Here is a 24,964-nt window from a genome sequence, read left to right as displayed (position 1 = left end):
TGCGGTCCAACTAATTTCTCTTTTGAATTTGAAAACCTGCCTATTAGCCTTTGGAGATTTTTGATACTGAAAATTTATGATAAAGCTCATTTATTTATAATAAAAAGAGAAAGATATTAGCTACTACAAATCTTCATTTGCTGATTCATGGTTGTGGATCAACCCCTGGTGTTTTCTCCAAGTCATCAGGGGTTTTTAGTTCATAGGTATTCCTAGTGCTTTTATTAAGTACCCAGCTAACCTTTCTGGGAAGTATAAAATAATTAGTCATCTGTATTAGCATTATTTTACTGGGGAGCAAACTAAATCCGCCATTTTATATTGTTTCATTTGATTATAAACCAATTACCGATGCCGTCATTCGAGGATTGATATGATACCATTAGAGAACTTTAAAAAAATTCTAAAAAATCATCCCGTAGCAACCTTAATCTTGAACCCTCATAGGGATTATTGTATCATTGATGCCAACGATGCTTTCATAAAAGCTATTCACAAGCCTTTGCCCGATCTGCTTGATAAACCTCTTTTTCAAGTGTTTCCTGATTTGGAAGTAGAAAATGACCGATCTGCTGATAATAGGTCCATTAAGACGGCTTTAGATAAAGTGAAGGAAACAAAGACGGATTATATCTTTGGGCCAATACGGTATGAAATACAAACTCCTAAACGGACAAGGCAAGCCAAATATTTAGAAACACATAGCTCAGCAGTACTTGATTCGAAAGGAGAACTGGAATATATCGTTCACGCCATTATTGACATTACATCTCAGGTATTGAATAAAAATGAGTTAGAACAAGGCTTAGGGGAAAACCAGCAGGTAGCAGAGCCGGAGAATAGAACGAAGGTGGAGATTGAGTTAGAAAGTAACCTGCAAACCATTTTCAATAATTCAGTAGAGGGTTTTGTTCTTACTGATACCAATTTGAAGATCAAGGCTTTTAACAACAAAGCCTCTGAATATATTTTGTTAAAAGACTCGCCCCTAAAATTTGAAAAGGGAAATAGTCTTTTAGATCATATCGAGGATCCCTGGAAAGAGTATTTTAAGAAACAGGTAGACCACGTTTTGAAAGACAATGTAGCCCAATACCAGAAACCTTTATTTATGGAGGGGAAGGGTTTTCGCTGTTTTAGCTTCTCCATATATCCTATTAAAGAGGATGGGGTTATCACAGGTGTTTGTGTTTCAGGAAGAGATATTACTCAGCAAAAGCTGGCTGAAGAAAGGCTGGAGAAGAGCGAAAAGAAGTTCAGGGGGCTAATTGAGAACAGCTCTGATGGTATCATGCTGATGGGCGAAGACAACATAGTTAATTACGTATCTCCCCAGGTGGATAAAATAATGGGACTCAACTGGGAAATACTGCTAGACTCGGTGTTTGTATCACATTTTGACAGTAAGAATGCGAATCATTTAAACCAATTGTTAGATCGCCTGAAACAGAAGCCCGGTTCGCAATTGAAAAATGTTCTCATTCCACTTGTGCAGGAGAACGGAACGGCAAGATGGCTCGAATTTACTTTTAGTAATAAGCTGAATAATGAGGCTCTTGCTGCAATTGTAGTCAATTTCAGAGATGTTACTATTAGAAAGCAGAGTGAGTTGGAGCTTTTTAAGCTCAACTCGCGCCTTATTTCAGCACAAAAGATTGCCAGCCTTGGATATTGGGAGTATGACGTGCTTAAAGAGGAGCTCTATTGGTCGGACGAACATTACGCTATTTGGGGCTGGCCGAAAGCTTTTTCTGTAAGCTTTGATAATTTCCTTGACTCTGTTTATCCTGAAGACCGCGAGCGCTTAGTGAAGTATCATAAGGAAACCTTGGCCGGGAAGCATCAGGTGGATATTGTGTATAGAATAATAAGGGCCGATGGAAGGTTAAGATATGTTCATGCTCTTGCTAATTCAACCCAGAACGGGTTGGGTGAGGTTGTAAGTTTAGAGGGAACAGTGCAGGATATTACAGAAAGGGCAGAATCAGAACAGCGTTTGATTGAAAGTAATGAACGGTTTAAACTGGCAACCCGCGCAACGTCAGACGCCATATGGGACTATGACCTATTGCACGACAGGATATTTCTTGGTGAGGGGTTTGCAACCCTTTTCGGCCATGAGGAGGCAGGTACAGAAGTTTCGAGCGCTTGGATCACTGCTCATATCCATCATGACGATTTAGAAGAGGTATGGACGGGAATTGGAACTACGCTTGCCGACTTAGAAGCAGATCACTGGCATGATGAATATTTATTTAGAAAGGCTGGAGGAGAATATGCAATTATCATTAATGATGCAGTGATTTTGAGGGACGCTAGTGGTAAACCTGTGAGGATGATAGGAGCTATGAAGGATGTTACTGCCCTTAAAATCGAAGAGCATCGTTTACGCCTCTTCGAATCTGTAATTACAAATACCACAGATGCCGTTTTAATAACTTCACCTGAGGTCGTTGTGGATGGGGATCTATCAATAATTTATGCAAACCCTGCATTTTATAAAATGACAGGTTTCGCTAAGGAGGAGATATTAGGGAAGAGGACGAGTATTATAACAGGTCCTGATACAGATCCTAGCAAACTAGAAAAACTAGGCGCTGCAATAGCAGAGGGAGAAAGTTGTAGTGTCGAGACTGTGTTTTATAAAAGAAACGGCGAAAGTTATTGGGGTTCCTTGGGAATGGCACCGGTACGAGACGAAACAGGAGTAGTGAAAAACTATATCGCTATTTGCAGGGATATTACCAGTAGTGTGAATTATATAAAGGAAATTGAAGAGCAGAATAAGAAATTGATGGACATAGCCTGGGTCCAATCGCATCTTGTTCGAGCCCCTTTGTCGAGAATCTTGGGATTAGTAAACCTAATAACCATGGACCCCAAAAGGGAAACGATAGATGAACTTTTGCCACTGCTGTTCCAATCTGCTCTAGACCTGGATGAGGTGATAAAAGAAATTGTTAGAAAAACGCAAAACCTGACCTAGTTCCACTCTCTTTACGGGACCTTAGTATAACTGGAAGGTAGTGGCGGTGGAATACTTGAACGCTGTTCGTTATACCAAAAAATAACAATGAACACGCCGGTAAGAAAAAATAGCCATGCTAAAATAACCCCTTTGTTAATACGTCTCATAATGAGAGTTTTGTACGATAAATTCTTCTAAAAGTTGTGCCATTGGAAAATTTTTTTCTAAACATTCCCGTCTGACTTGTTCTCCCAACTTCGCAACAGGGTTTAATTTGATTATAGCGACGAAAAGTAAATGCTTTCTACTTTATTACAAAGCCGATTTACACGGGAAACTAATTCAAGTGCACTAAACGGCTTTGTTATATAATCGTCTATACCAAGGGAGAAAGCCTCAACAATTACGCTTTCCTGATGAAGACCCGAAAGGATAATAATTGGAATATTATAATTTTGCTTTACTTCCCCTGCAAATTCCAATCCTGACGAATAAGGCATTAGTATATCAGTAATTACTAGGTCCGGCTGATAAACCTCTATTTTTTTTAGGGCCTCAATCCCATCAATTGAACTTTCTACCTGGTGACCGGCTCTTTTTAATCTGGCCTCTAGTACCTTCAAGGTCACTACGTCGTCTTCCGCGATCAAAATCTTCATACTGTTATTCTTAAAAGATCAACATCACGGCTTCTTTGGATGCTTCCCTTTTGCCCGTTTAAGCATATTGATCTTGTTTTTATCATACTATTTGGTTGCCTCATCGGCATTAGCTTAACCAAAGAAAGCCGCCAATAAACCGTGGCAATTTTTAATTATTGCGAGTGCAATAACCAGATCCATGAGCAGTGCGAAGTTTAATGATTGAAATATTGAAGAGAAATCGAATCTTCTGGTTTTAAAGATCTTGTTAAGTAATATTATCGTCATAGTAAAATTTCTTTGGTAGCTCCGGTATAATTACCCTTGCGTTGTTGCATGGAACAAACATCAAAAAAATATCAATTAGCAACCATAGAGGTAAAAGGGTAATTTTCAAAATACGCCTTTCGTACGATCTCTAGGTATTTATACGGATGGGAGTGCCAGTTTTAAGGTAGAATTACGTATTGCGAAAACTAACATTCGAGAAGCCTGTTTTTTACAGCAAAGAGCACCAGTCCCGCTGTATTCCGGCTTTCAGTTTTTGTAAGTAGACTTTTGCGATGGGTGTCTACAGTTCTAATACTGATATTCAATTTTTCAGCAATTTCTGAATTAGTATATTCTTTACAAATAAGATCGAGTACTTCAATTTCTCTTGGACTAATACCATTGATTGCCGGAGATTTACGTTCTTTCCCTTCCCTAAGCTTATCTACAATAAGGTTATTAAGATAGAAACCAGTTCTATAAACAGAGTTGATTGCCCAAAGCAATTCACTTATAGGACTATCTTTTAGTAAATAGGACGCAGCGCCAGAGTTGATAATATTTGTAATTGTAGAGGCGTCGGTATGCATGGAAAGAACAATCACTTTTACCTCAGAGTATTTTTCCTGCAAGATCTTGTTAAGTTCTTCGCCTGACATTTTTGGCATATCCATATCAATTATGGCGATATGGGGTTTAAGTGCTGGATTAGCGCTAATGCTTTCAATAAACATGTTCCCATCACTATAAGCTTCAAGAAAATCGAATTCGGGAATGGATCTCAATGCCCGGGATAAAAGCTCACGGAATATCAGCTGGTCATCTATTGCAGAAATCTTTATTTTCTCCGTCGGCTCTAAAAACATATGGTCTAATTCAAGTTACAATAATCCTGATTTTTGGAGAATTAAGGATATTATGAAAAGATATATTGCATTTAAATTATCAAAAAAGGGGAAGGTTTTGAAGGGGAGCCCACCAAATGTGTCATGTCAGCATAAATTTTGTAACACAGTAGGACATTTCTCATCTTATTGTAGATTGGATCTATGAAAAACGTTTTAGAAATTAAAGGGATCTCGGTAGAGTATTCATTAACATACAGCCCTGGTCCTGTAATAATTCTTCTTAATGGATTTCGAATGCCTCTCAGTTCCTGGGATCAAGTCACCGATGGATTATGCAGTTTTGGATCTGTGTTATGTTATAACAGATTCGGGGTAGGAAAGACAAGTTCCGGTAATAGTCCGCATACAGGCTCAAGGTCAGTAGAACTTTTGCGATCCTTACTGAAGGCTCTCGATTTAAAGTCTCCATACATTCTTGTTGCTCATTCCTTTGGTGGATTGATAGCGAATCTTTATACCAGACTTTATCCTGATGATATTGCAGGGATTCTGTTTGTAGATGCAACCCATCCTGATGAGAAGGCAGCTCAGGAACAGTTTAGACCCCCCTTGGGATTAAAAATGTTTTCGGAAGGGCTAAAGGGTGTTGAGAAGCTTTTCGATAAATACAAGTATTCAGAAGATGAAACATATCCAGAGACCTTTACTGAAATAAAAAACCATCCCTTTTTTCCTGCTATTCCTATTACTGTACTATCAGGTACCAAAAAGCTTCCTTTTGTTCCAGAAGGAAGCTTTTTGGTACATCTTAAATATCAGGAAAAGTTACTTGAATTATCTCCTAGGTCCAGGATGATCCTAAGTGCTAATAGTGGTCATTTTCCACAGATCACCGAGCCTGAATTAGTAATTAAAGCGGCAAAGGCGCTGGTGGAAGCTACAGGCTATTCTTTTCAATCCAAAACTTGATTTGGGCCATTAGATGCTGAGGAGCGAAGGGTTTTGATATATAATCAGAAGCACCTGCCTGAAGACACTTTTCTGCATCACCAACCATCGCTTTGGCTGTTAATGCTATAATCGGGATACGTTCATATTTTACATTCTGCCTGATTTTCTCTGAAGCTTCATATCCATCCATCTCGGGCATCATCATGTCCATTAGTATTAAGTCGATGTCGTCATGCTTTTCCAGGCTTGCTAAAGCTTCGACTCCGGTTGAAGCACAGTAATAATCTATACCTGATTCATCTAAAACTGAACTTAATGCATAAATATTAACGATATCATCATCTACAATTAGTAACTTTTTACCTTGTAATGTAGTGTCTTTACCAGGTGTTTCCTTTTCGGGCTCGGGATCCCTTTTAGCAGTAACGGGCCGGGGATCGGTAGGAATTATTGGTATAACCACTGTAAATGTACTTCCTTCTCCTATAGTACTTTCAACAAAAATATCGCCTCCAAACATTTGGACCAGCTCTTTTGAAATTGACAGTCCAAGACCTGTTCCTCCGTATTTCCGGGTAGTAGAGCCGTTTGCTTGCCTGAATGCATCAAAGATGACTTGTTTTTTATTTTCCTCTATACCAATACCGCTATCTGATACTTTCAGGCATAGGTCTCGGCCTTCTTTGTGTGTAGTAATTCCCAGGGATACTTTGCCTTCAGAAGATGTAAATTTGAAAGCATTTGAGAGAAGGTTCTTAAGGACTTGCTCGAGACGAAATAAATCTGTTTTAATAAGCTTTGGCACTGATCGGTCAAGCCTGATTTCAAATTCAATTCCTTTTTCTTGTGCAGTAACCCTGAACGCTTGCTCCATGTCAACCAAGATGGTTGAGGAAAGTACTTCTGACATTTCCAGTTCCAGTCGCCCTGCCTCAATTTTTGAGAGGTCGAGGATGTCATTAATTAAAGTAAGTAAATCGTCACCCGACTTGTAGATAACTTTTAAATGATCTATTTGCTTCTCTGTGAGATTTCCCTGGCGGTTTTCCCCTAATATATGGGAGAGAACTAGAACGCCGTTTAAGGGAGTTCTGAGCTCATGCGACATATTTGCGAGAAATTCTGATTTGTACTGATTGCTTTGCTGTAGTTCTATAGCTTTTTGATCTATCTCTTTTTTTGCAGCTTGAATAGCTTTGTTCTTTTCCAGCAAACTCTGGTTTAGGAGTCGGAGAGCCAGCTCTGTTTGTTTATGAGAAGTAATATCAATCATCATATTTATACCACCCTCAACTTTTCCATCGGTGTTATACAAGGGGATAGGGTAGGCCTTTATATCCCTTCTCTCACCATTTGGTTTAGTAATGATAGCTTCTGCACCTTTAATGCTTATTCCTTTTTTGACAGCTTGTGCCATAGCGCAGTCCTCCGGGGAAATCAAGACGCCTTCAAAATCAAAGATCTCATAAAAGCCACACCATCTGTCCTTTTCGGGATTGGGTACTTTACCCCAGAGCTCGACAGCGGCCTTGTTATAGAGCCCTATTTTACCCTCTGCATCGCACGTGTATACCGCCCCTGGTAATTCTTCGATCAACTGTGCGTACCTTTGATGGCTTATTTCTATTTTCTCACGGGCTTCAACCTGCTCTGTAACGTCGTTGGCAAAAATGAAAATACCCTCGGTTTCTCCAAGGTAATTTTTATAAGGCTGATAGACGAAGTCGAAATAGCTGGAAGTAAGGAGCACAGAATTATTCTTCTCAAGCTCTACCCGTGCTTCCTTAGCAGAATATGTTTCTCCTGTTTTGTATACCCGCTCAAGCTTTTCAAAAAATCCCTGTCTTTCTAGTTCAGGAAATACGTCTTTGAATTTTCTTTCCAGTAGCTCGGCTTTTCCAACAACCTTGGTATAAAGTGGATTGGCATATTTGAATAGGAAATCAGGGCCTTCAAGAATGGCTACACAGGATGGGGCCGTATCAAACAAGTCTTTAAACTTTTTCCTTTCATCTTCAATAAGGAACTCTAGTTTTTTCTTCTCGGACCCATCTTTCGCTATACAGAACATTGTTTTAGAATCCTCATGCCAACTTGCCGACCAAACAATAGGAATAACACTTCCGTCTTTCCGGATATACCTATTTTCGAAATTCGTAACTGGAATACCCGCGATAATTTGAGAAGCCATTTTTTCTGTCTTCTCATGATCTTCTTTCAGAACATAGTCCATGTAGCTTTGGCCGAGTAACTCATCAACTTTATACCCCCATACATCAAAGCAAGCCTTACTCAACTGAGAAAATCTCCCATCGGAATCTATTGCACAAATTACATCTATAGAAGCATCAAGGATCTTTTGGTTTTCCTCAGAAGTCTTTTTGTTATTTGTAATGTCTAAAACCTGGGCAATAAAAAACTTTGGTGCATCATCACTGTCCCGCAATAAAGAGACGGTTAAAACAGCCCAAATAATACTTCCATCTTTATGGATGTACCTTTTTTCCATCGAATAGGAAGATAGATCTCCCTGTAATACTTGTTTGACCAATTGAAGGTCTGCTTCTAAATCCTCGGGATGTGTGATATCCTGAAAAGTGCAAGCAAGTAATTCTTCTCGTGTATAACCTACAATATCACATAAGGAAGTATTTACATCAAGCCAATTGCCTTCAGGCGCAACCAGGGCAATTCCTGTCCCGGAGTAATGAAAGGCGCTGGAGAAAGTGTTCTCACTGATCTTTAGAAGTTGCTGGTCCTTTTCTCTTTCCTTAAACGTATTATGAATAAAGCGGAACAGGAGAAGAACGAAGAATGCACCTACTATTGCATTGAAGCAGATCATCGAGTAAACAACTATGCTTGTTTTCGAGCTTTCATCCTGCTTCTTAGCAAGCCTCTTCCGCTCGTAATGCAGTATTTGTTCGATGCCTCTTTCGTACCTGTTTTTGTACATAACAGGATCGTTATCTTTTAAAAGAGCCAATAATTCTGCAGCACCTCTCTGTTTTCTAAAACTGATTAAGTCTTTCAGTCGGTTTATCCTGATATCAGCATTTTTTATAACAGCGTCGAGCTCTGGTTTTTGCTCCTTTTTTTCTGATAATAGTTGAAGTAACGCGGAAGTGTGGCGCCTTGCTTCGTGCTCATGAAAATAAAGTTGTTTTTCATCCTCCGGTTTTCCCAGCAGCAAGAACCTCTGCGCACTTCCCTCAATCCTTGAAAGCTCACGCGCCAGAAGATTTGTTTTCCGAAGGACAAGTTGTGTATGCTCTACCCATTTATTTATTTCCCCCAGCTTTCTAACAGCAAAAAATGAAGTGGCCGTTAACGCCAATAAAAAAAACAGGGTAGTGAAGAGCCCAATGACTATAGTTTTTTTGAACGAAAGAAACATACGTTTTAGTTTCTGAAGTGAAGTTTCTGTGAGATCAAGCGTAGTAGTTATGCCGCTTGGTACGAATAACTAAGCAGTTATAACTTTTTCCAGGTGAAATAGAAGGAACTTCCTTCGTTTTCTTTTGATTCGACCCAGATCCTTCCTTTTTGCTCTTCCACAAGCTTTTTTACCAAATTCAGGCCAAGGCCTGTGCTTGAATCTAAAGATGATCTGTTTTCCCCTTTAGTAAATTCTTCGAAGATGAGTGGGATAAAATCTTGATTAATACCCGGCCCATTATCCTTTATGTAAAACTCATAATGGCTTCCCACGTCACTTACTCCAATACGAATTATTCCTTTGTCTTTATCGCTGTACTTCAGAGCATTCCCAATAAGGTTCTGAAATATTTGCTGCAGAGGCATTTTACGAGTATTTATAGTTGGAAAACCGCCTTCAAGAATTATGGATATACTGGCGGGTGGTTGTAGAAGATTCAAAACTGCCTTCAGCAATGCAAGAACATCCACTTCTTCAAGTACTTCAGGTCCATCATGCTCTCTTCTTGCATCCTCCAATAGTGATGAGATCATTGCCGATAGGTCTGACGATACCGTTTCCAATAATTCCATCTCTTCTAGCAAATCCTCAACATCTTGTATCTTAGGGTTGAGCTTCATGATAGAAACCAGGGAAATAATACCAGCTAAAGGAGTCTTAAGATCATGAGCTATAACTTTTGTGTATTTCCTGAGTTTTTCGTTAAGTATCTCTTTTTCTAATAAAGACTCCTTTAGCTGCTGCGTTTGAAAATAAAGCTTCTCGAAAACGTCAACTTTTGCCCTAGTAATTGTAACGTCCAGAGGTTTAACAAGATAATCGACTGCCCCGCTGGAGAAGCCTTCCAAAACATCTTTCCGGGTAGTATGATTGGCAGTAACAAAAATAATTGGGATTGCTTTTGTCTTAGGGTTTGACCTTAGTAGCTTAGCTACCTCATAACCATCCATTTGTGGCATTTGGACGTCAAGCAGAATAAGGCCTATATCCTCGGAAAGTGCGAGCTTTAATGCTTCAACTCCCGAACGTGCTGTTAAAAAATTCCGCTTTTCTTTTTCCAAAGCATCCTCCAATAGGAGGAGATTTTCCGCCCGGTCATCTACAAGTAGAATTCTAAATGGTTTATCTTTTTTTTCTGTAATATTTCTAACTAAAACCTCTGGCTTCATTTCAATGTCCTCCTGATCAGCAAGACCTTTATTCATCATCTTAATTTGTAGTTAGTTACGTAGCGGTTGGGCTTTGGTTACAAAAAGATGTTTTAATAGGAGTTTGGAAATACCCTAGGATACATGTAAAGATGGAAAATAGACTGCAAATGCGCTGAGAAATACAATTTTCCGCTGTTTTGTTCAGTATGCTGTACACTGTGTTTCTCGTGCAGGTACTTTCCCCGTAAGAAAAGTTTATGGCAGGATTTCTGCATAATTGAAGGAAACACGCTGTTATGAAAAAGATTATTATGGCGTTAACATTAGCCTTTATGAATGTGTTGGCATTTGCACAGGAAAAGGCTGTAGACGCAAACGTAGATTTAAATGTCAATGATGGTTCAAGCGGAAGTTCATTTCCATGGATGTATTTAATAGGCGCGATTTTATTGATCGTTGTTCTGTTTGCTCTTTTAGGTGGCAGAGGAACTGACAGAACCATAGAACGTAGAACTGTTATTAAAGATTAAATTATTAAAAACTGAAAAATAAAGGAGACTGAAATTGTATTTCAGTCTCCTTTTGTTTTATCAAGTATGGAGATTATTCTTTTTGATTTTAGCAGACTCGCTGTTAAGGGAATAATTACCGCTTTAGACACCAATCATTGCTCTGTTTTTATCCCTGACTACGCGATTATGTTGCGGCAAATAAAAGGCAAGTTGGCAGGTTGGCAGATAGTAAATGAGGAAATTTGCTATAATCCTAACTGGATCAGGGAACTGAATCTTCATTTGGCCAATTATGGAGGCGGACGAGGGGCTTTAGAATTAGCAACATCGCAATAATTCAAGTTGAGATTATAGAGAATATGGGTAAAAGTTTATATTGGCAATCCTGGTTATTTAAATTAAAGTATGGACTTCATTGACATCCGGAAAGTGACATTAGATAAAATTGATCAGTTACAGAGGGTTGGTCGGCAAACGTTTTTCGAAACATTCTCGGAGAGTAATAGCGAAGAGAACATGAAGAAGTACCTGCACGAAGGCTTCTCTCTGGACAAGTTGAGAACAGAGCTAAGTGACAAGGACACCGAGTTTTATTTCGCCGTTCTTGGTACTCAGGTTATCGGCTATTTGAAGCTCAATTTTGGGAATGCACAAACTGAGTTGAAAGACGAAAGTGCCCTTGAAATAGAAAGGATCTATGTATTAAAAGAATATCATGGTAAGAAGGTGGGGCAACTGCTCTATGAAAAGGCTATACAAGTTGCCAGGGAAAAAAATGCGCATTATGTGTGGTTAGGAGTCTGGGAAGAAAATCCGAGAGCAATATGTTTTTACGAAAAGAACGGTTTCATGGAGTTTGATAAGCATATATTCAGGTTAGGTGACGATGAACAGACAGATATTATGATGAAACTTGAGCTTTCGCGGGTTTGAAATTAATGAGGTAAAACCGCCCACTATTAAATACGTATCTTTTTAAAACAATTAGTGTTAGTATTACTTGTTACAGAATCCAATTTTTGGGTAAGGTAAATAGAGAAGGGAGCCGTTCTCATAACGCTCCCGTTCTTTTGTACCTATTTTGACCGATTAATGTTTTATCCGGTGCTTAGTTGTTCATTGGTCACATCGTAATTTGTATCATGAAAGTGGACAGTAAGGGTAGTCGGATTTGATTTCTTGCCTTGTTACTTGCATTACTAACTTTTATTTTTGGATTCAATTCACCTATTATGACAAAAGCCCGGTATCAGATCTACTATGATGAATCCAAGGATTGTGTGGCGATGGATTGGGACGGATATTTAACGAGTACTCAGTTTAAAGAAGGGACCGAGATGATGCTGACTTTGGTTGAAGCAAACAAAACAAGTAAAGTGTTGGCGGATATGAAGGATTTGGTGTTAATCAGCATGGAGGATCAGTTCTGGGTGGTAAATGAATTTTTACCGAGGCTCAATGAGGCAGGTGTAAAAATGCTTGCAGTTGTTAATCCTCACTATTACTACGGAAAGGTTGCTGTTGAATCGCTAACAGTGAAGACTAACGAGACAAGCATAGCGTGTAAGATATTTCACAACCTGGAAACAGCTAAACAGTGGCTGGCAAGAACTGTTGAGAATTGAAACAAATGTACTTGTATTTGGGAGGACGACTCAAATGCCTAACTCACAAAAAAACTTTTTAATAAACCTCTCATCCAATTCAAGGTTAAGTTAGAAAGATATCAGATCCTATGAAACTTCAAAAATTCGGTAATTTAAGATTGATAAAAGGCCTTGCTGCTTCGGCAATGGGAGCAGAAGCGATTGGCGCAGAAGCGACAGGAGCGCAGGCAATTGGTGCGAAAGCAATTGGAGCGTTGTCTGTTGGCGCTGTTGCTATGGGGGCTTTTGCTATCGGTGCCTTGTCGGTAGGTGCATTAGCCATTGGTGCTTTGGCGATCGGTAAACTGAAAATAAAACGCGCACGTATTCAACAACTACACATTGGTGAGCTTAAAGTAGACCACTTAATTATTGACAAGGAAGAGAGGGCTTGAGTCAAATCGTAAAATGTTAGAATTAGGTTGCTATTTGACCAGTACTAAGTATGTTATCGTAGAAATTAATAAAAGGAAGTTGTTTTTTAGAACTTTCTTAAGGTATTGTAAGGCGATAGATAGTTGATTTTCTACGGTTCGTTTCGAAATCTGAAGCTTATCTGCGATCTCAGAATTTGAAAGATGTTCGGTTTTGCTCATTAAAAATATTTCCTGACACCGCTTGGGCAGAGGTAATATGTACCCCCTGATATTATTTACCAGCTCCAGTTCAATTTGTCTTACTTCTCCCTCATTAGCTATACTGCTATTATTAAACTTATCATAATTGTCAACTAATGTTACCGGGGCTTTTGTCAGTCTTGCTCGGTTATAATATTGATATCTGACTGCAGTAAGCATGAAATTTGGAAAAGACTCTATTTCAAGCTTATCCCTTCGCTGCCAAAGATTAAGAAATACATCATGAACTATTTCTTTGCTTACTTCCGGATCACGTGTAAGTTTTAATGCCGTTTTGTATAACCGCACCCAATACCGGTCCAGCAGACTTTGCAGAGCCCGGGAATCACCTGATTGAATAGATGACCAAAGTTCAGTATCGGTTATAGTAAAGTCAGGCATTATAATTTGGTGGAAGCAAGTAAGCTATTTCATAATAGAAAATCAAATTAAAGTTTTTTTAAATTTTATGTGAGAAGTACTTCAAATCTTACACTATCCTATTATAAACACCAATTAATGAACCGCGAAGAATTCATCAGGCTCTCTGAGAAATATCTGTCAGGTAAGGCTACTGCTGCTGAACAAGAACAGCTTAAATCCTATAATGATAGGATCCAGCTGGATAGCGATACCTGGGAGGATGATTTGGGAAATCGTGATGAAGTTTATCAGGAGATTTCCATTGCAGTTTCTTCGAGTGTAGGCACTTCTGAAAGGAAGAAGCGAGTCTTAACCTACTCATTGCGTATTGCAGCTTCGATACTGCTCATACTTGCAGCAGGCTTGTTAATACGGCAGGCAGACTTTCCAGGAAAAACGCAGACAGCAGGAACCTTACCCAAACCAGTTCTACCCGCTGAGGATAAAGCCTATCTGACTTTATCAACTGGAGAAAAGATATTACTTGACACCTCAAAAAACAATTTAACTACTGAATTCGGAATACAGCTTCATAAGGAGAAAGATGGATTGTTAGTATACAATCTAAATGGTCTCCGAGATCAGGTTCCAGCAAATGAAACTCTTTATCATGTTATTTCTACCCCTAAAGGAGGAAGGTATAGCGTAGTGTTGTCCGACAGTTCAATGGTTTGGCTTAACGCAAATTCTTCAATACGGTTCCCTTTGGCTTTCACCGGAAAACAACGTGAGGTAGAGATTAGTGGAGAAGCTTATTTCGAGGTGGCAAAAGATAAGGGGCGTACATTTATTGTTAAGGCTAATGGTACAGAGGTCAAAGTACTTGGTACCCACTTCAATGTTTCGGCCTATCCGGAAGATGGGCAAGTAAAGACGACTTTATTAGAAGGTAGTGTGAGAATTGGACATAAGGGGATGAGCGCATTGCTTAGCCCTGGATACGCAGCAACAGCCCGACTGGCGGAAAATGGCATTTCAACACAAAAAGCAGATCTGCAGGAAGCTGTTTCATGGAAAAATGGCTTATTTATTTTTCGTGATGAAAATATAGCTACTGTTATGAAAAAGATCTCCCGCTGGTATGATGTGGAAGTTGTGCTGCAAGGTAATGTAAAGGACAAGGAATTTGGAGGTTCTGTTTCCCGATTCAAAAACATTACTGAAATACTTGAAATGATGAAACTAGCTGGTGGAATAAACTATAAAATAGAGGGAAGGAGGGTAACCATTATGGACTAGAATGCTACTTCAGGGTTTACAAAACAAAATCAAACCGGAAGCGTTCGCACCGCCTCCGGAATGATGGCAAAACCAATTATAGAACCCGTTCCAAAATTTAGTTAATGAACCTATTTTTTACGAATCCTACATTCAAATGTATAAAATCTATAGTGCAATTCTATGCAGGTGGAAATCCTGTTGCCATTCAAATTATTTCCGCATTATGAAACTAACTTTTTTTCTGAGCTTGGTTGCTTTTATGCAGGTTAGTGCTTCTTCTTTAGCACAGAGAATTAGCCTGGATAAGAGAAACTCATCCTTGAGCGAAACACTGGACGAAATCAGGGACCAAAGCGGGTATAATATTTTTTATGATGCTAAACTCGTTAGAAGTGTCCGAATCAGTAACATTCAGCTTAAAAATGCCTCGCTTCAAGAGGCATTGAATAAATGCCTGGAGGGACAAAACCTGAGCTATGTAATAAAACAGAATACTGTAGTTATAACACCTAAAACCCAGGAGAAGGCAGGGCAAACAGCTAATGCAGTTATCCGTGTAACCGGTTTGGTAACTGATACAGATAAACAACCTTTAATTGGTGTGGCAGTTAAAGTAAAGGGAGCTAAAACTGGGGCTATGACAGGAGTTGACGGTCGTTATGCAATTGTGGTTCCTGATGAGAGTGCGGTGCTTGTATTTACTTACCTGGGTTTTGCAACCAAGGAAGTTGTGGCCAATAAACCTGTAATAGACGTAGTGATGACTGCTGCTCCTACCTCATTAAATGAAGTAGTTGCCATCGGATATGCAACCGTTAAACGGAAAGATCTAACGGGAGCTTCAGCGTCTGTGAGTGGAGAAGATCTAAGGATAGCTCCGGTCACTACTGCGGCGCAAGCCTTAACTGGAAAAGTAGCTGGTGTTAATATTGTTACACAAAGTGGTGCTCCCGGTGCAAACTATAACATTACTGTACGTGGAGGAGCTTCCATCACTCAGTCAACGGAACCATTGTATGTAGTGGACGGGTTTCAGATGGACAACGGTTTAAGTAATGTGGATATCAATGATATCGCTACTATTGATGTATTAAAAGACGCTTCTTCTACTGCCATTTACGGAGCGCGGGGATCTAACGGGGTAGTGCTTATTACAACCAAGTCGGGTAGGGCAGGAAAAACAGAGTTGAGCTACAACACTTATTTTGGTTTCGAAGGTCTTAGTCAAAAGCTTCCTGTACTAAATGCCCTTGATTATGCTAAATATCAGTACGAGTACCAGGTCTTAGCCGGTAAGGAGGATCAATGGGCGTCTTACTTTGGTGGAGATATTACTGCTCCTGATTTCTATACTGGTGCTTATAGTCGTATTAATAGCCAGTACGGTCCTGCAGAAACTATTGATTGGCAGGATGAGGTTTTTGGCGGACGCGCAATTACCCAAAACCATAACGTAAATATCACGTCAGGGACTGATAAGACAAAGTTCATGCTTAGTTATAATAATACCGGGCAGAATGGGATTTTGGACAAATATGGTTACAGCAAGAATGGTTTAAGATTCAAGTTAAACCATGAAGTATTGAAAGGATTTCGCTCAGATTTCAATGTCTACGTAAACAGCAGAAGAATAGACGGAGGAGGATCACTGGGAGGAACTTTGAAGATGAGTGTTCTTCAACCTAGTACAGGAGGTGTGAAATATACAAAAGACCAGCTTTTGTTTACGGATCTTAGTGATGAGATGAAAGCTATAAATTCTCAATATGATATTTATAATCCAATTATTACTAATGATGCTGTAACTAATACGGGATTCACCAGGCAGGCCGTAGCAAATGCTGGACTAGAATTAGATATTACCAAGAACTTAATGTTCCGTACTGCTGGTAGTTATTCATGGGAGCAGAGAAGAAATGACTTCTGGGATGATGGCCGAACTCAAACAGCTGTCACTAACGGGGGACCTTACGGTTCTCGTAATAATTTTGAGAATTCATCATGGCAACTTACTAATACCCTCAACTGGAAACAGGATTTTAACCAGCACCAGCTAAATTTCCTGCTCGGCCAGGAAACCCTTTTTGAAGAATCGCTTGGTTTGGAGAATTCTTATTATGAGTTTCCGGAAGCTAACTTTGAGTTAGACGATGTTTCCCTTGCCTCAAATATTAAAAATAGGTATGATTCGAATCGTGGCAACTTTACTCTCCTTTCTTTTTTTGGCCGGGCTGCCTACAACTTCAAAGGAAAGTACATTGCAAACTTCACATTAAGATCAGATGGATCGTCCAAATTTGGGGCTGGTAATAAATGGGGTGTTTTCCCATCCGCTTCAGCTGCATGGCGTATTTCAGAGGAGAGCTTTTTGAAAAATCAGAATGTATTTGATAATCTGAAGTTGCGCGTAGGCTATGGAACATCTGGTAATAATAATATCAGGAATTATGTGTATGCAACTAGCTATGGCTCTGGTAGCTATACTATAAACAATGTCAAATATCCAACGCTCGTTCCCAATAATATGTTAGGAAATCGTGCTTTGGTTTGGGAAAAAATTAAATCTACTAATATCGGTTTGGATGCAGATTTCTTGAAAAGCCGGATAAGTGTTGGTTTAGATTGGTATAATAATATTTCCGATGACTTACTGATCGAGAATGCTATTCCTGCCTCTACGGGATATCCTGCACAGACTCAAAATATAGGATCTTTCAGAAACCGGGGTTTTGAGGCTGTTTTAAATAGTATTAATGTTCGCTCTAAGAATTTCCGTTGGAATACAAACTTCAATATCGCCTTTAACCGTTCTAAGGTGCTGAAGATTTACGGCAAGTCAGAGCAGGACTATTTCACAAGGAATTATGGAAGCAGGATTGATTATATGATTAAAGTGGGACAACCCTTAGGTCAGTTTTACGGATATAAATACGACGGTGTTTACACTACTGATGATTTCACTCAGAATGCAAACGGGACTTATACGCTCAAACCTGAGATTGCAAGGCCAAAGAGTAATGCGTCAGGAACAGGGATTAAGCCAGGGGATTTGAAATATGTAACCACAGCAGGTGAGACTGTAAATGGTAGCCCTGTATGGTCAACTGCAGACAGGGTTGTGATCGGAAACGCCCAACCTAAATTCCAGGGAGGGTTCACTAATACATTAAATTATAAAAATTTCGATCTAACTGTTTTTATGAACTTCATGGTTGGTAATGATGTCTTCAATATGAATACCCAGCGCTTTATTGGCCCATATCTACCTAACCAGAATCAATTGGGTGTTACCCGCGATCGTTATACACTAGTGGACCCGGCTACAGGCCGTGAAACTATGAATCTGGCCAGGTTAGCAGAATTAAACCCCCAGCAATATAATAAGAACGCTGTTTGGAGTTTAAATGCCAGAAATACTATTGCAATTACAGATGCCTTGAACTACTATGTAGAGGACGGATCGTTTTTGAGAATTGGAACAGTAACAATGGGTTATTCTATTCCTAAGGCGGTAAGCTCAAAGGTCAAGCTGAAGAATGCCAGAATCTATGCTACGGTGAATAATCTTCACACATTTACGAAATACAAGGGATATGATCCCGAAGTTTCGTCTGCCAATGATGTTGATAACTCAGCCCTTACAATGGGAGTGGATAATTCAGCTTATCCAAGGGTTAAAACTTATGTGGTTGGTTTAAACGTATCATTTTAGTAAATGAGACCATTGTGTAAGCAATCTTTGAGATGACGAGAGGGTTACTGCACACGATAGTTGAATTGCCAATTATAAATTAATATTCTAATGAAAATCATAAGAAAAATAACCGGTTTGAGTTGTGCTCTTTTTGCCTTGGCAAGTCTTAGTTCCTGCGAGAAGTTTTTAGATCGACCAGCAGCAGATAGTTTCAATAATGAAACCATTTTTACTAGTCCTGCACGTGCAGAAATGGCCGTAGTTGGAGCGTATGAACAGACTTTCAATCGCGAATTATATTACCAGTTTGGTATGGGAACGGATGAATGTATGTCTACAGAAGGTGAAACAAATAGTAAGAACCAGGTCGCTAATTATGTTTACACCACTGCGAATATTCCTACTTCAACCTATTCTGCCATGTATTTAGGGATAGAATATGTAAATGCAGCTATTGCTGGCATTGAAAAAATGCAGGTAACTTCTCAATCTGATAAAGCAAGACTGGACATGCTGCTTGGGGAGTGCCATGCCATCCGTGCAATGAACTATTGGAATCTGGTTCGTTTCTTTGGAGATGTTCCTTATACAGATATCCCGGCAGCTCAGCTCACCACTTTCGAGTCATCACGCGTAAGTCGCGATACAATCTACGATCGCTGTATAGCTGATCTTCAAAAAGCTGTTGTGCTGCTTCCATGGAAAAGTGCCGGAGCTGTACCAACAGCAGAGCGGTTTACAAAAAATGCAGCTTACGGAATTTTAGCCAGGGTTGCTTTATATGCCGCAGGATATTCCCTTAGATGGGACCTAAATACCTATTCTGCAGCCTCTGTTAAAATAGCCCAACGTGCGGATGCTGTACGAATTAAGGAGCTTTACAAAATTGCTGCTGACGCTTGTAAAGCAGTAATTGATAAGAAAGAGAATGCATTGCTACCAAAGTTTGAAACGGTATGGAGGGATTTGATCAACAACCGGTATAATAATGAAAATATGCTGGAATATGGGCAGTTTGGTAAGGATAATAATGGCTCCGCTGTTGGGTACACAAACGGTATGTTTATCCATACTTCCAGTTTTTTTGGTAAAAGTCAACCAGCGATGGCTGCCACACCTACTTACTGGTTTGATTTTGCAGAAGGAGATCAGCGAAGGGATGTAACTATTGCTAATTATGGTATTCAGAGTGATAATAGTCGTCTGATGAATACATATTCAAGTAATACTATTGGCAAATTCAGATCTACCTGGGGAAAGGTTCTGGGTACAGCAATAAACCAACGGGATATAAATTGGCCTGTTCTTCGTTATGCTGATGTTTTACTAATGTATGCTGAAGCGCTTAATGAATATAATAATGGGCCAACGGCGGAAGCAATTGCTGCATTCGAAGAGGTGCGCAAACGAGGTTTTGGTGGTGATGCAACTAAAATAGGAGCAACCCCAACTACATATACTGGGTTCAGACAAGCAATTATCGATGAGCGCAAATTTGAATTAGGATTTGAAGCTTTGAGAAGGACCGATTTGGCACGATGGGGAATTTTGTACGAGGCATTGACAGAAACAAAACAAAAGCTGATCAGATTAGCTCAGAGAGCTGGGGAGTACCAAAATGTGGATTCGCACCGGGCTTACAAAATTGAAAAGGCTACGGCATTTGATGATCCTGTTGTGGCTGTTCCATATACTGGTTATAAGTCTCTAACTAAGCCTGATTCTACTGCCCTGGTTCAGCAAGGTTTTTCTGTGCTGAGGATGCATAACGCTTCTCCTCTTAACTCCCAGGGAGTATTGTCTCCAACTGCTCCGGTAGTGACTGGTCAGTTCAGGGGACTGGAAAAGGAGAAGGTTGAAATTTTACCTTTGGCGACTTCTACAATAGATATAAATCCAGGCCTGAGGGGACAGCAACATCCGAAGTATTAAGGCCTGAAGGCACTATGCGAGTACGGCTCCTATCAGAAGAAATAATTCTTCGATCAGGAGCCGTTTTCATTTGCAATTAGTTTGAGCAGGTCAGCGTATACCTAGTACTTAATGAACGCATAGGGCGTTTCAGCGAGACCTTTCATCGCTTGTTGTGAACTAAGAAACGCTAATTCTTAAGATTAGCAACCTGGGTCCTTGCTAGCTAAAATAATATCTGGTTCTAAATTGTGTAATAATCGCTCTTTTTGGATAGCGTTACGTATTTCTCTGATCTCCTTTGAAAGATCTTCAATTGAAAGCTGCACTTTGATAGAGTAAAACAACAGCTCTGTGAGGTTTGGGTTGCCATCAATTAACATAGATTCTTATCTTTTACTGTAAAAATGGTGAATTGAAGGTCTGCTTTTTTTGACAACATTTATAAACTTTTACACGAACGGCCCAAAATCCTTGACGAATATTTAAAGGTACGTCTCACTATTTTTCCATAATTAAATTTTCCCTGAAAGTTTTCTGAAGACTTAATTTTTTATCTATCTCGGCCACCGTCTTAATCAACAAGTCTGAGGTAATCTCGAAGGTGTCTTTGTTTATTTTCTCGTAGTCATCGCTTGGTCTATGATAGTCCTTATGGTCTTCTACCCCAAAATATAGAAAAGGTATATTTTTTTGATGGAAAGAGTAATGATCGCTTTGATTAGTCCAGTCATCTTTTCCTAGTTTGGGATCGTCATGTCCGGCCACTATCTTTATGTGGTCATTACCATTATTCAAATACTTTTTAAATTCAGGATAATGGTAGGTCCCACAGGCGTAGATCTTACCATTATCCGCCCTACTGATCATGTCGAGATTAATATTGAGCCGTATATGGTTTAATGGAAGGGGCGGGTTTTCTACAAAAGCCTTCGATCCCTGCAGACCACTTTCTTCAGCATCGAAACAAGCGAATAGAAGTGTAAACTCAGGGCGATTATTTTTGAAATAATTAGCCATTGCGAGTAGTCCTGCTACTCCAGATGCATTATCATCTGCTCCGTTGTACACTTTCCCCTCTATTTTTCCCAAATGATCATAATGAGCAGAGATAACTATCACTTCTTTTCTTCTTCCGGGAAGGGAACCAAGGATATTGATTCCGGATATAGAAGTTTTTTGGGTCCCTGTCATTTTGAATTCCTGTCTCCAATTATAGATTGGCTGAAGTCCTATCGATTTGAATCTCTCTACAATGTAGTCTCCGGCTTTTCTATTTCCTTCAGTTCCTGTTCTTCTCCCTTCGTACATGTCTGAAGATAGCTCCTTTACGTCTTTTAGAAGCTGTTGCGGTTTTAGGCTTTTTGAGCATCCTCCGAGAATTAAAATAATAGGTAATATATATCTGAAGTTCATATTTTGAAAGTTAGTTGAGTATCGTATATTCCTGAATTTATTCTATATTGTTGCTCCGGCATCGTTTGCATAAATTATTTCTCGGTTTGCATTTTTAGTATCTGAAAAAAGGCTTAAAATTGACCCAAGCCAATTAAAACCGTAGATAGACACATTCAGGATAAAAATAGTTTTAGCAGAGGGCATCTAATAATAGATTTAATAAACGAATGGGAATAAAAACTAATATCATAAAAGGACTGGCCTCTTTATGTATCATTTCGGCTAGTGCTTCGGCGCAGCCAATCGCTTTTCCGGGTGCAGAAGGATTTGGAAAATTTGCAAGCGGGGGTAGGGGTGGAAAAGTTATTTATGTAACAAATTTAAATGACGACGGACCTGGGAGCTTCCGGGAAGCTGTAACTGCAAAATATCCAAGGATTGTAATGTTCAAGGTCTCTGGTACTATTCATCTTGAATCCCCACTGAGCATTAATCAGGATCATATTACAATTGCTGGTCAAACCGCTCCAGGAGACGGAATTTGCCTTGCAGATCATCCCGTTGGGTTAAGGGCAAATAACGCGATCATTAGATACCTCCGTTTCAGAATGGGGGACAGAAATCAGAACAAAGGGAAAGTACATGGTGCTGGAGGTGATGATGCTTTTGGCGGTGGTAATGGCAAGAAAAACATTATAATCGACCATTGCACAATGAGCTGGAGCACGGACGAAGCCTTTTCACTTTATGCTGGCGATAGTACTACAATACAGTACAATATAATCTCTGAACCTCTTAATTATTCTTACCACTTTGAGCAGGGAGATACTGATTTTGAGCGACATGGATTTGGAGGAATATGGGGCGGAGCTCATTTATCTGCACATCATAACCTTTTCGCTCATTGTAATAGTCGCACTCCACGCTTCGAAGGTAACAGGCATATTCCCCAGGAATTCATTGATTTCAGAAATAATGTAATTTACAACTGGGGAATAAATAATGTTTATGCCGGAGAAGGTGGTAATTATAATATTGTAAATAATTACTATAAATATGGCCCTAGTACTCAGGAAAAAGTCAAGTACCAGGTAGCAAATCCTTATAAGCTGGAAGGGAAAATTCCCTTTGGCAAATATTACATTACCGGTAATTACGTAGACGGTGCTCAGGAAGTAAGTAAAGACAATTGGTTGGGTGTTCTGATGAACAAGGGAACAGAGGCAGATAAAAACCAATCGAAAATGAAGACGGCTTTTACTGCTGTAGAGATTAAAGGTGAAACTCCTGCGGCTGCGTTTAGAAAGATCCTTTCACAAGGAGGTGCAAGCTTACCTGCACGGGATACTCTCGATCAAAGGATTATAAAGAATGTTCAGAACAGGACAGGAGGATTGATTGACGTACAAGGAGGATTTAAGCATGGGACTCCATATGAAAAAACAACCAAAGCCTGGCCAGTATTAAAATCACTCCCTGCACCTAAAGATACTGATGGAGATGGAATGCCGGATAGTTGGGAAATAAAAAATAAGTTGAATCCAAAAGACCAGACTGACGGAACGGGTTATTCTTTAAATAAAGCTTACACGAATGTGGAAGTCTATCTGAATTCATTAGATAAGAACAACAAATAAAAGACGGCTGGCAGTACAGCAGCTTCAATAATTAAAGAATTAGAGCTTTCGCATTTTTTTCGAAAGCTTTATTTCTTTATATTCTCTTCTAGTCGTTGTGTACTCGGTTTGTTAAATCAAAAACCTGATAAATACCGCCAGGGATAATAACGTATTGTACACCGTTATCAATAATTAAGTCGTTGTTAAACTGACCTACAACTTCTCTTAAATGTCCCTGGTAAATAACAAATGCCCCTTCTGTAAACATAGCTATAGATATTAATTTTGATTTTTCTACGACGCCTGTAATTATATGTTACAACGTTTTTTATTTTCTGAATGTATACTGGAGCTGAAAATTATCCGGTTGCTGACAGATCGTTCAAGGTGTAAACAGGGAAAGCTTGTTTAGGTACCAATAAAAATTCATTTTCAATTTCTATGATGAATGAGTCTTCAACCTCACTTACAACTTCTCTAAGGTAGCCCTCGTAAAGAATGTACAATCCAACAATTATCATATTCATAGGTTATGTACTGAGCTATACGGAGTTAGATCAGGACAGGTTACAAGTTTTTTCAAAATTTAAGAGGTGCATAGTAATGGTGATGGATTGTAATGTATTGATTGGCAGGAGTTAAAAAAATAAATTAACCGACGAGTTTTTTTTGGACTGATTTAGTGCGATAATTGTATAAAAAGTGATTAACGTTTGGCTTTTCAGCAATAGAAGGCCGTTTATAACAATAATTGAATGGAGAAGATTTACCTAAGCGACGCTGGACCAAAAGTTTCACCAGCAATATATGGTTTTTACAGGTGGAACGACGAGGCTAATACTCCTGGAACAATGGAGAAAATAATAAACCTGTGCCTCGAGCTTGGCATCAATACTTTCGATCATGCCGACTCTTACGGATCTTATCGCTGTGAGGAGCTATTTGGTGAAGTTATCAGTAAAAAGTCTTTTAACAGAGAAGATATCGTGCTGTTTACAAAGTGCGGCCTAAGGCTTCCTCATTCCAGTCAACCAGGGGTTCGTATTAAACACTATGATACTTCCAGAAAGCATATTCTTGAGAGTATAGAAAGCTCCTTAAGAAAGCTTCGTACGGACTATATAGACATTTTCCTTTTAGATCATCTGGATCCTATTTCAGATTTGGAAGAAACCGCTTATACACTTCAGCAATTAAAAGATTCAGGGAAGATCAAACAGATAGGCGTAGCTAATTTTTCTGTGTTTCAGCATCAGTTGCTTGCATCGTATTTAAAAAGCCGCATTGTAACCAATCATATTGAGCTTAACTTGTTAAATACCTCAGCTCTTGATAACGGCCAGGTTGATTATATAAAGCAAGGGTACATGCGTCCATTGGCTTCAGCCCCACTTGCAGAGGGGCGTATTGCAAATGGTATTGATGATGATGCAGTAAGGGTAAGGCAAAAATTAACGACGATAGCAGAAAAATACGGAGTAGACATTGAGTCGCTAGCTGTAGCATGGCTGGTTAAATTAGGTGCACTTCCGCTGATTGGAACAACGAATGAGCAACGTATCCGGAACATTGCTAACTCTTTCAATATCGAATTGGATAATCAGGACTGGTACGAATTGTACGACGCTTCCAGGAACGTGTAGCTTTCCTACAAC

Annotated in this window: 20 protein-coding genes; 12 read left to right on the top strand and 8 right to left on the bottom strand. The window is 39.4% G+C overall.

Going from position 1 to position 24,964, the window contains the following annotated elements; all coding sequences use genetic code 11:
* Nucleotides 1-373 precede the first annotated feature (373 nt).
* The gene (locus tag J4N25_RS06545; protein ID WP_207421339.1) at nucleotides 374-2,986 is read left to right on the top strand and encodes a PAS domain S-box protein; all 2,613 of its coding nucleotides are present in this window, start codon (nucleotides 374-376) and stop codon (nucleotides 2,984-2,986) included.
* Between the two features lie 260 nt (nucleotides 2,987-3,246).
* Here J4N25_RS06545 and J4N25_RS06540 read toward each other — a convergent pair whose 3' ends face one another.
* Both J4N25_RS06540 and J4N25_RS06535 read right to left on the bottom strand, forming a co-directional pair.
* Nucleotides 3,247-3,627, bottom strand: coding sequence for a response regulator (locus J4N25_RS06540; RefSeq protein ID WP_207421338.1), 381 nt, complete (start codon nucleotides 3,625-3,627; stop codon nucleotides 3,247-3,249).
* Between the two features lie 458 nt (nucleotides 3,628-4,085).
* On the bottom strand, nucleotides 4,086-4,745 hold the full coding sequence (locus J4N25_RS06535) for a response regulator (protein ID WP_207421337.1): 660 nt from the start codon (nucleotides 4,743-4,745) through the stop codon (nucleotides 4,086-4,088).
* Nucleotides 4,746-4,928: 183 nt separating this feature from the next.
* Between J4N25_RS06535 and J4N25_RS06530 the strand changes: the two genes are divergently transcribed.
* Nucleotides 4,929-5,696, top strand: coding sequence for an alpha/beta fold hydrolase (locus tag J4N25_RS06530; RefSeq protein WP_207421336.1), 768 nt, complete (start codon nucleotides 4,929-4,931; stop codon nucleotides 5,694-5,696).
* Here the strand turns inward: J4N25_RS06530 and J4N25_RS06525 are convergent.
* Together J4N25_RS06525 and J4N25_RS06520 are read right to left on the bottom strand one after the other, a co-directional pair.
* Nucleotides 5,665-9,075 carry a PAS domain S-box protein gene (locus J4N25_RS06525; protein ID WP_207421335.1) on the bottom strand — a complete coding sequence of 1,137 codons (3,411 nt, stop codon included), beginning with the start codon at nucleotides 9,073-9,075 and terminating at the stop codon, nucleotides 5,665-5,667. The two genes, J4N25_RS06530 and J4N25_RS06525, sit on opposite strands and share 32 nt — an antisense overlap.
* Nucleotides 9,076-9,152: 77 nt before the next feature.
* Nucleotides 9,153-10,325, bottom strand: coding sequence for a sensor histidine kinase (locus tag J4N25_RS06520; protein ID WP_207421334.1), 1,173 nt, complete (start codon nucleotides 10,323-10,325; stop codon nucleotides 9,153-9,155).
* A 254-nt stretch (nucleotides 10,326-10,579) separates the two neighbouring features.
* Between J4N25_RS06520 and J4N25_RS06515 the strand changes: the two genes are divergently transcribed.
* The 5 genes from J4N25_RS06515 to J4N25_RS06495 all read left to right on the top strand — a co-directional run bounded on the left by J4N25_RS06515 (nucleotide 10,580) and on the right by J4N25_RS06495 (nucleotide 12,821).
* Entirely contained in the window at nucleotides 10,580-10,798 is a 219-nt protein-coding gene (locus tag J4N25_RS06515; RefSeq protein ID WP_207421333.1) for a hypothetical protein, read from the top strand.
* A gap of 66 nt (nucleotides 10,799-10,864) precedes the next feature.
* Nucleotides 10,865-11,116: a hypothetical protein gene (locus tag J4N25_RS06510; protein WP_207421332.1), complete on the top strand. Its 252-nt coding sequence runs from the start codon at nucleotides 10,865-10,867 to the stop codon at nucleotides 11,114-11,116.
* A gap of 69 nt (nucleotides 11,117-11,185) precedes the next feature.
* On the top strand, nucleotides 11,186-11,713 hold the full coding sequence (locus J4N25_RS06505) for a GNAT family N-acetyltransferase (RefSeq protein WP_207421331.1): 528 nt from the start codon (nucleotides 11,186-11,188) through the stop codon (nucleotides 11,711-11,713).
* A gap of 299 nt (nucleotides 11,714-12,012) precedes the next feature.
* Nucleotides 12,013-12,405, top strand: coding sequence for an STAS/SEC14 domain-containing protein (locus tag J4N25_RS06500; RefSeq protein WP_207421330.1), 393 nt, complete (start codon nucleotides 12,013-12,015; stop codon nucleotides 12,403-12,405).
* Nucleotides 12,406-12,515: 110 nt separating this feature from the next.
* Nucleotides 12,516-12,821: a hypothetical protein gene (locus tag J4N25_RS06495; protein WP_207421329.1), complete on the top strand. Its 306-nt coding sequence runs from the start codon at nucleotides 12,516-12,518 to the stop codon at nucleotides 12,819-12,821.
* Between the two features lie 30 nt (nucleotides 12,822-12,851).
* On the opposite strand, the gene J4N25_RS06490 is transcribed toward J4N25_RS06495, so the two are convergent.
* Nucleotides 12,852-13,445, bottom strand: a complete 594-nt coding sequence (locus J4N25_RS06490; RefSeq protein ID WP_207421328.1) for an RNA polymerase sigma factor — start codon at nucleotides 13,443-13,445, stop codon at nucleotides 12,852-12,854.
* 117 nt (nucleotides 13,446-13,562) lie between these two features.
* Here J4N25_RS06490 and J4N25_RS06485 point away from each other — a divergent pair, with 117 nt between their 5' ends.
* The 3 genes from J4N25_RS06485 to J4N25_RS06475 all read left to right on the top strand — a co-directional run bounded on the left by J4N25_RS06485 (nucleotide 13,563) and on the right by J4N25_RS06475 (nucleotide 20,313).
* The gene (locus J4N25_RS06485) at nucleotides 13,563-14,705 is read left to right on the top strand and encodes a FecR family protein (protein WP_207421327.1); all 1,143 of its coding nucleotides are present in this window, start codon (nucleotides 13,563-13,565) and stop codon (nucleotides 14,703-14,705) included.
* A gap of 205 nt (nucleotides 14,706-14,910) precedes the next feature.
* A complete protein-coding gene (locus J4N25_RS06480; protein WP_207421326.1) occupies nucleotides 14,911-18,399 on the top strand; it encodes a TonB-dependent receptor in 3,489 nt (1,162 codons plus the stop codon).
* A gap of 90 nt (nucleotides 18,400-18,489) precedes the next feature.
* Nucleotides 18,490-20,313, top strand: a complete 1,824-nt coding sequence (locus J4N25_RS06475; protein WP_207421325.1) for a RagB/SusD family nutrient uptake outer membrane protein — start codon at nucleotides 18,490-18,492, stop codon at nucleotides 20,311-20,313.
* Between the two features lie 480 nt (nucleotides 20,314-20,793).
* Here the strand turns inward: J4N25_RS06475 and J4N25_RS06470 are convergent, their stop codons facing one another.
* Entirely contained in the window at nucleotides 20,794-21,708 is a 915-nt protein-coding gene (locus J4N25_RS06470; protein ID WP_207421324.1) for a M28 family peptidase, read from the bottom strand.
* A gap of 209 nt (nucleotides 21,709-21,917) precedes the next feature.
* Between J4N25_RS06470 and J4N25_RS06465 the strand changes: the two genes are divergently transcribed.
* The gene (locus tag J4N25_RS06465; RefSeq protein WP_207421323.1) at nucleotides 21,918-23,327 is read left to right on the top strand and encodes a pectate lyase family protein; all 1,410 of its coding nucleotides are present in this window, start codon (nucleotides 21,918-21,920) and stop codon (nucleotides 23,325-23,327) included.
* 88 nt (nucleotides 23,328-23,415) lie between these two features.
* Here J4N25_RS06465 and J4N25_RS06460 read toward each other — a convergent pair whose 3' ends face one another.
* Nucleotides 23,416-23,577 (bottom strand): hypothetical protein, encoded by a 162-nt coding sequence (locus J4N25_RS06460; protein WP_207421322.1) that lies wholly within the window; start codon nucleotides 23,575-23,577, stop codon nucleotides 23,416-23,418.
* A gap of 91 nt (nucleotides 23,578-23,668) precedes the next feature.
* Nucleotides 23,669-23,836: a hypothetical protein gene (locus tag J4N25_RS06455; RefSeq protein ID WP_207421321.1), complete on the bottom strand. Its 168-nt coding sequence runs from the start codon at nucleotides 23,834-23,836 to the stop codon at nucleotides 23,669-23,671.
* Between the two features lie 228 nt (nucleotides 23,837-24,064).
* On the opposite strand from J4N25_RS06455, the gene J4N25_RS06450 reads away from it, so the two are divergent.
* Nucleotides 24,065-24,952 (top strand): aldo/keto reductase, encoded by an 888-nt coding sequence (locus J4N25_RS06450; protein WP_207421320.1) that lies wholly within the window; start codon nucleotides 24,065-24,067, stop codon nucleotides 24,950-24,952.
* Nucleotides 24,953-24,964 lie beyond the last annotated feature (12 nt).

The sequence above is a fragment of the Desertivirga brevis genome, from assembly GCF_017355835.1.
Note: the sequence above shows the minus strand (reverse complement) of the source record. Positions and strands in the feature narration are given on the sequence as shown.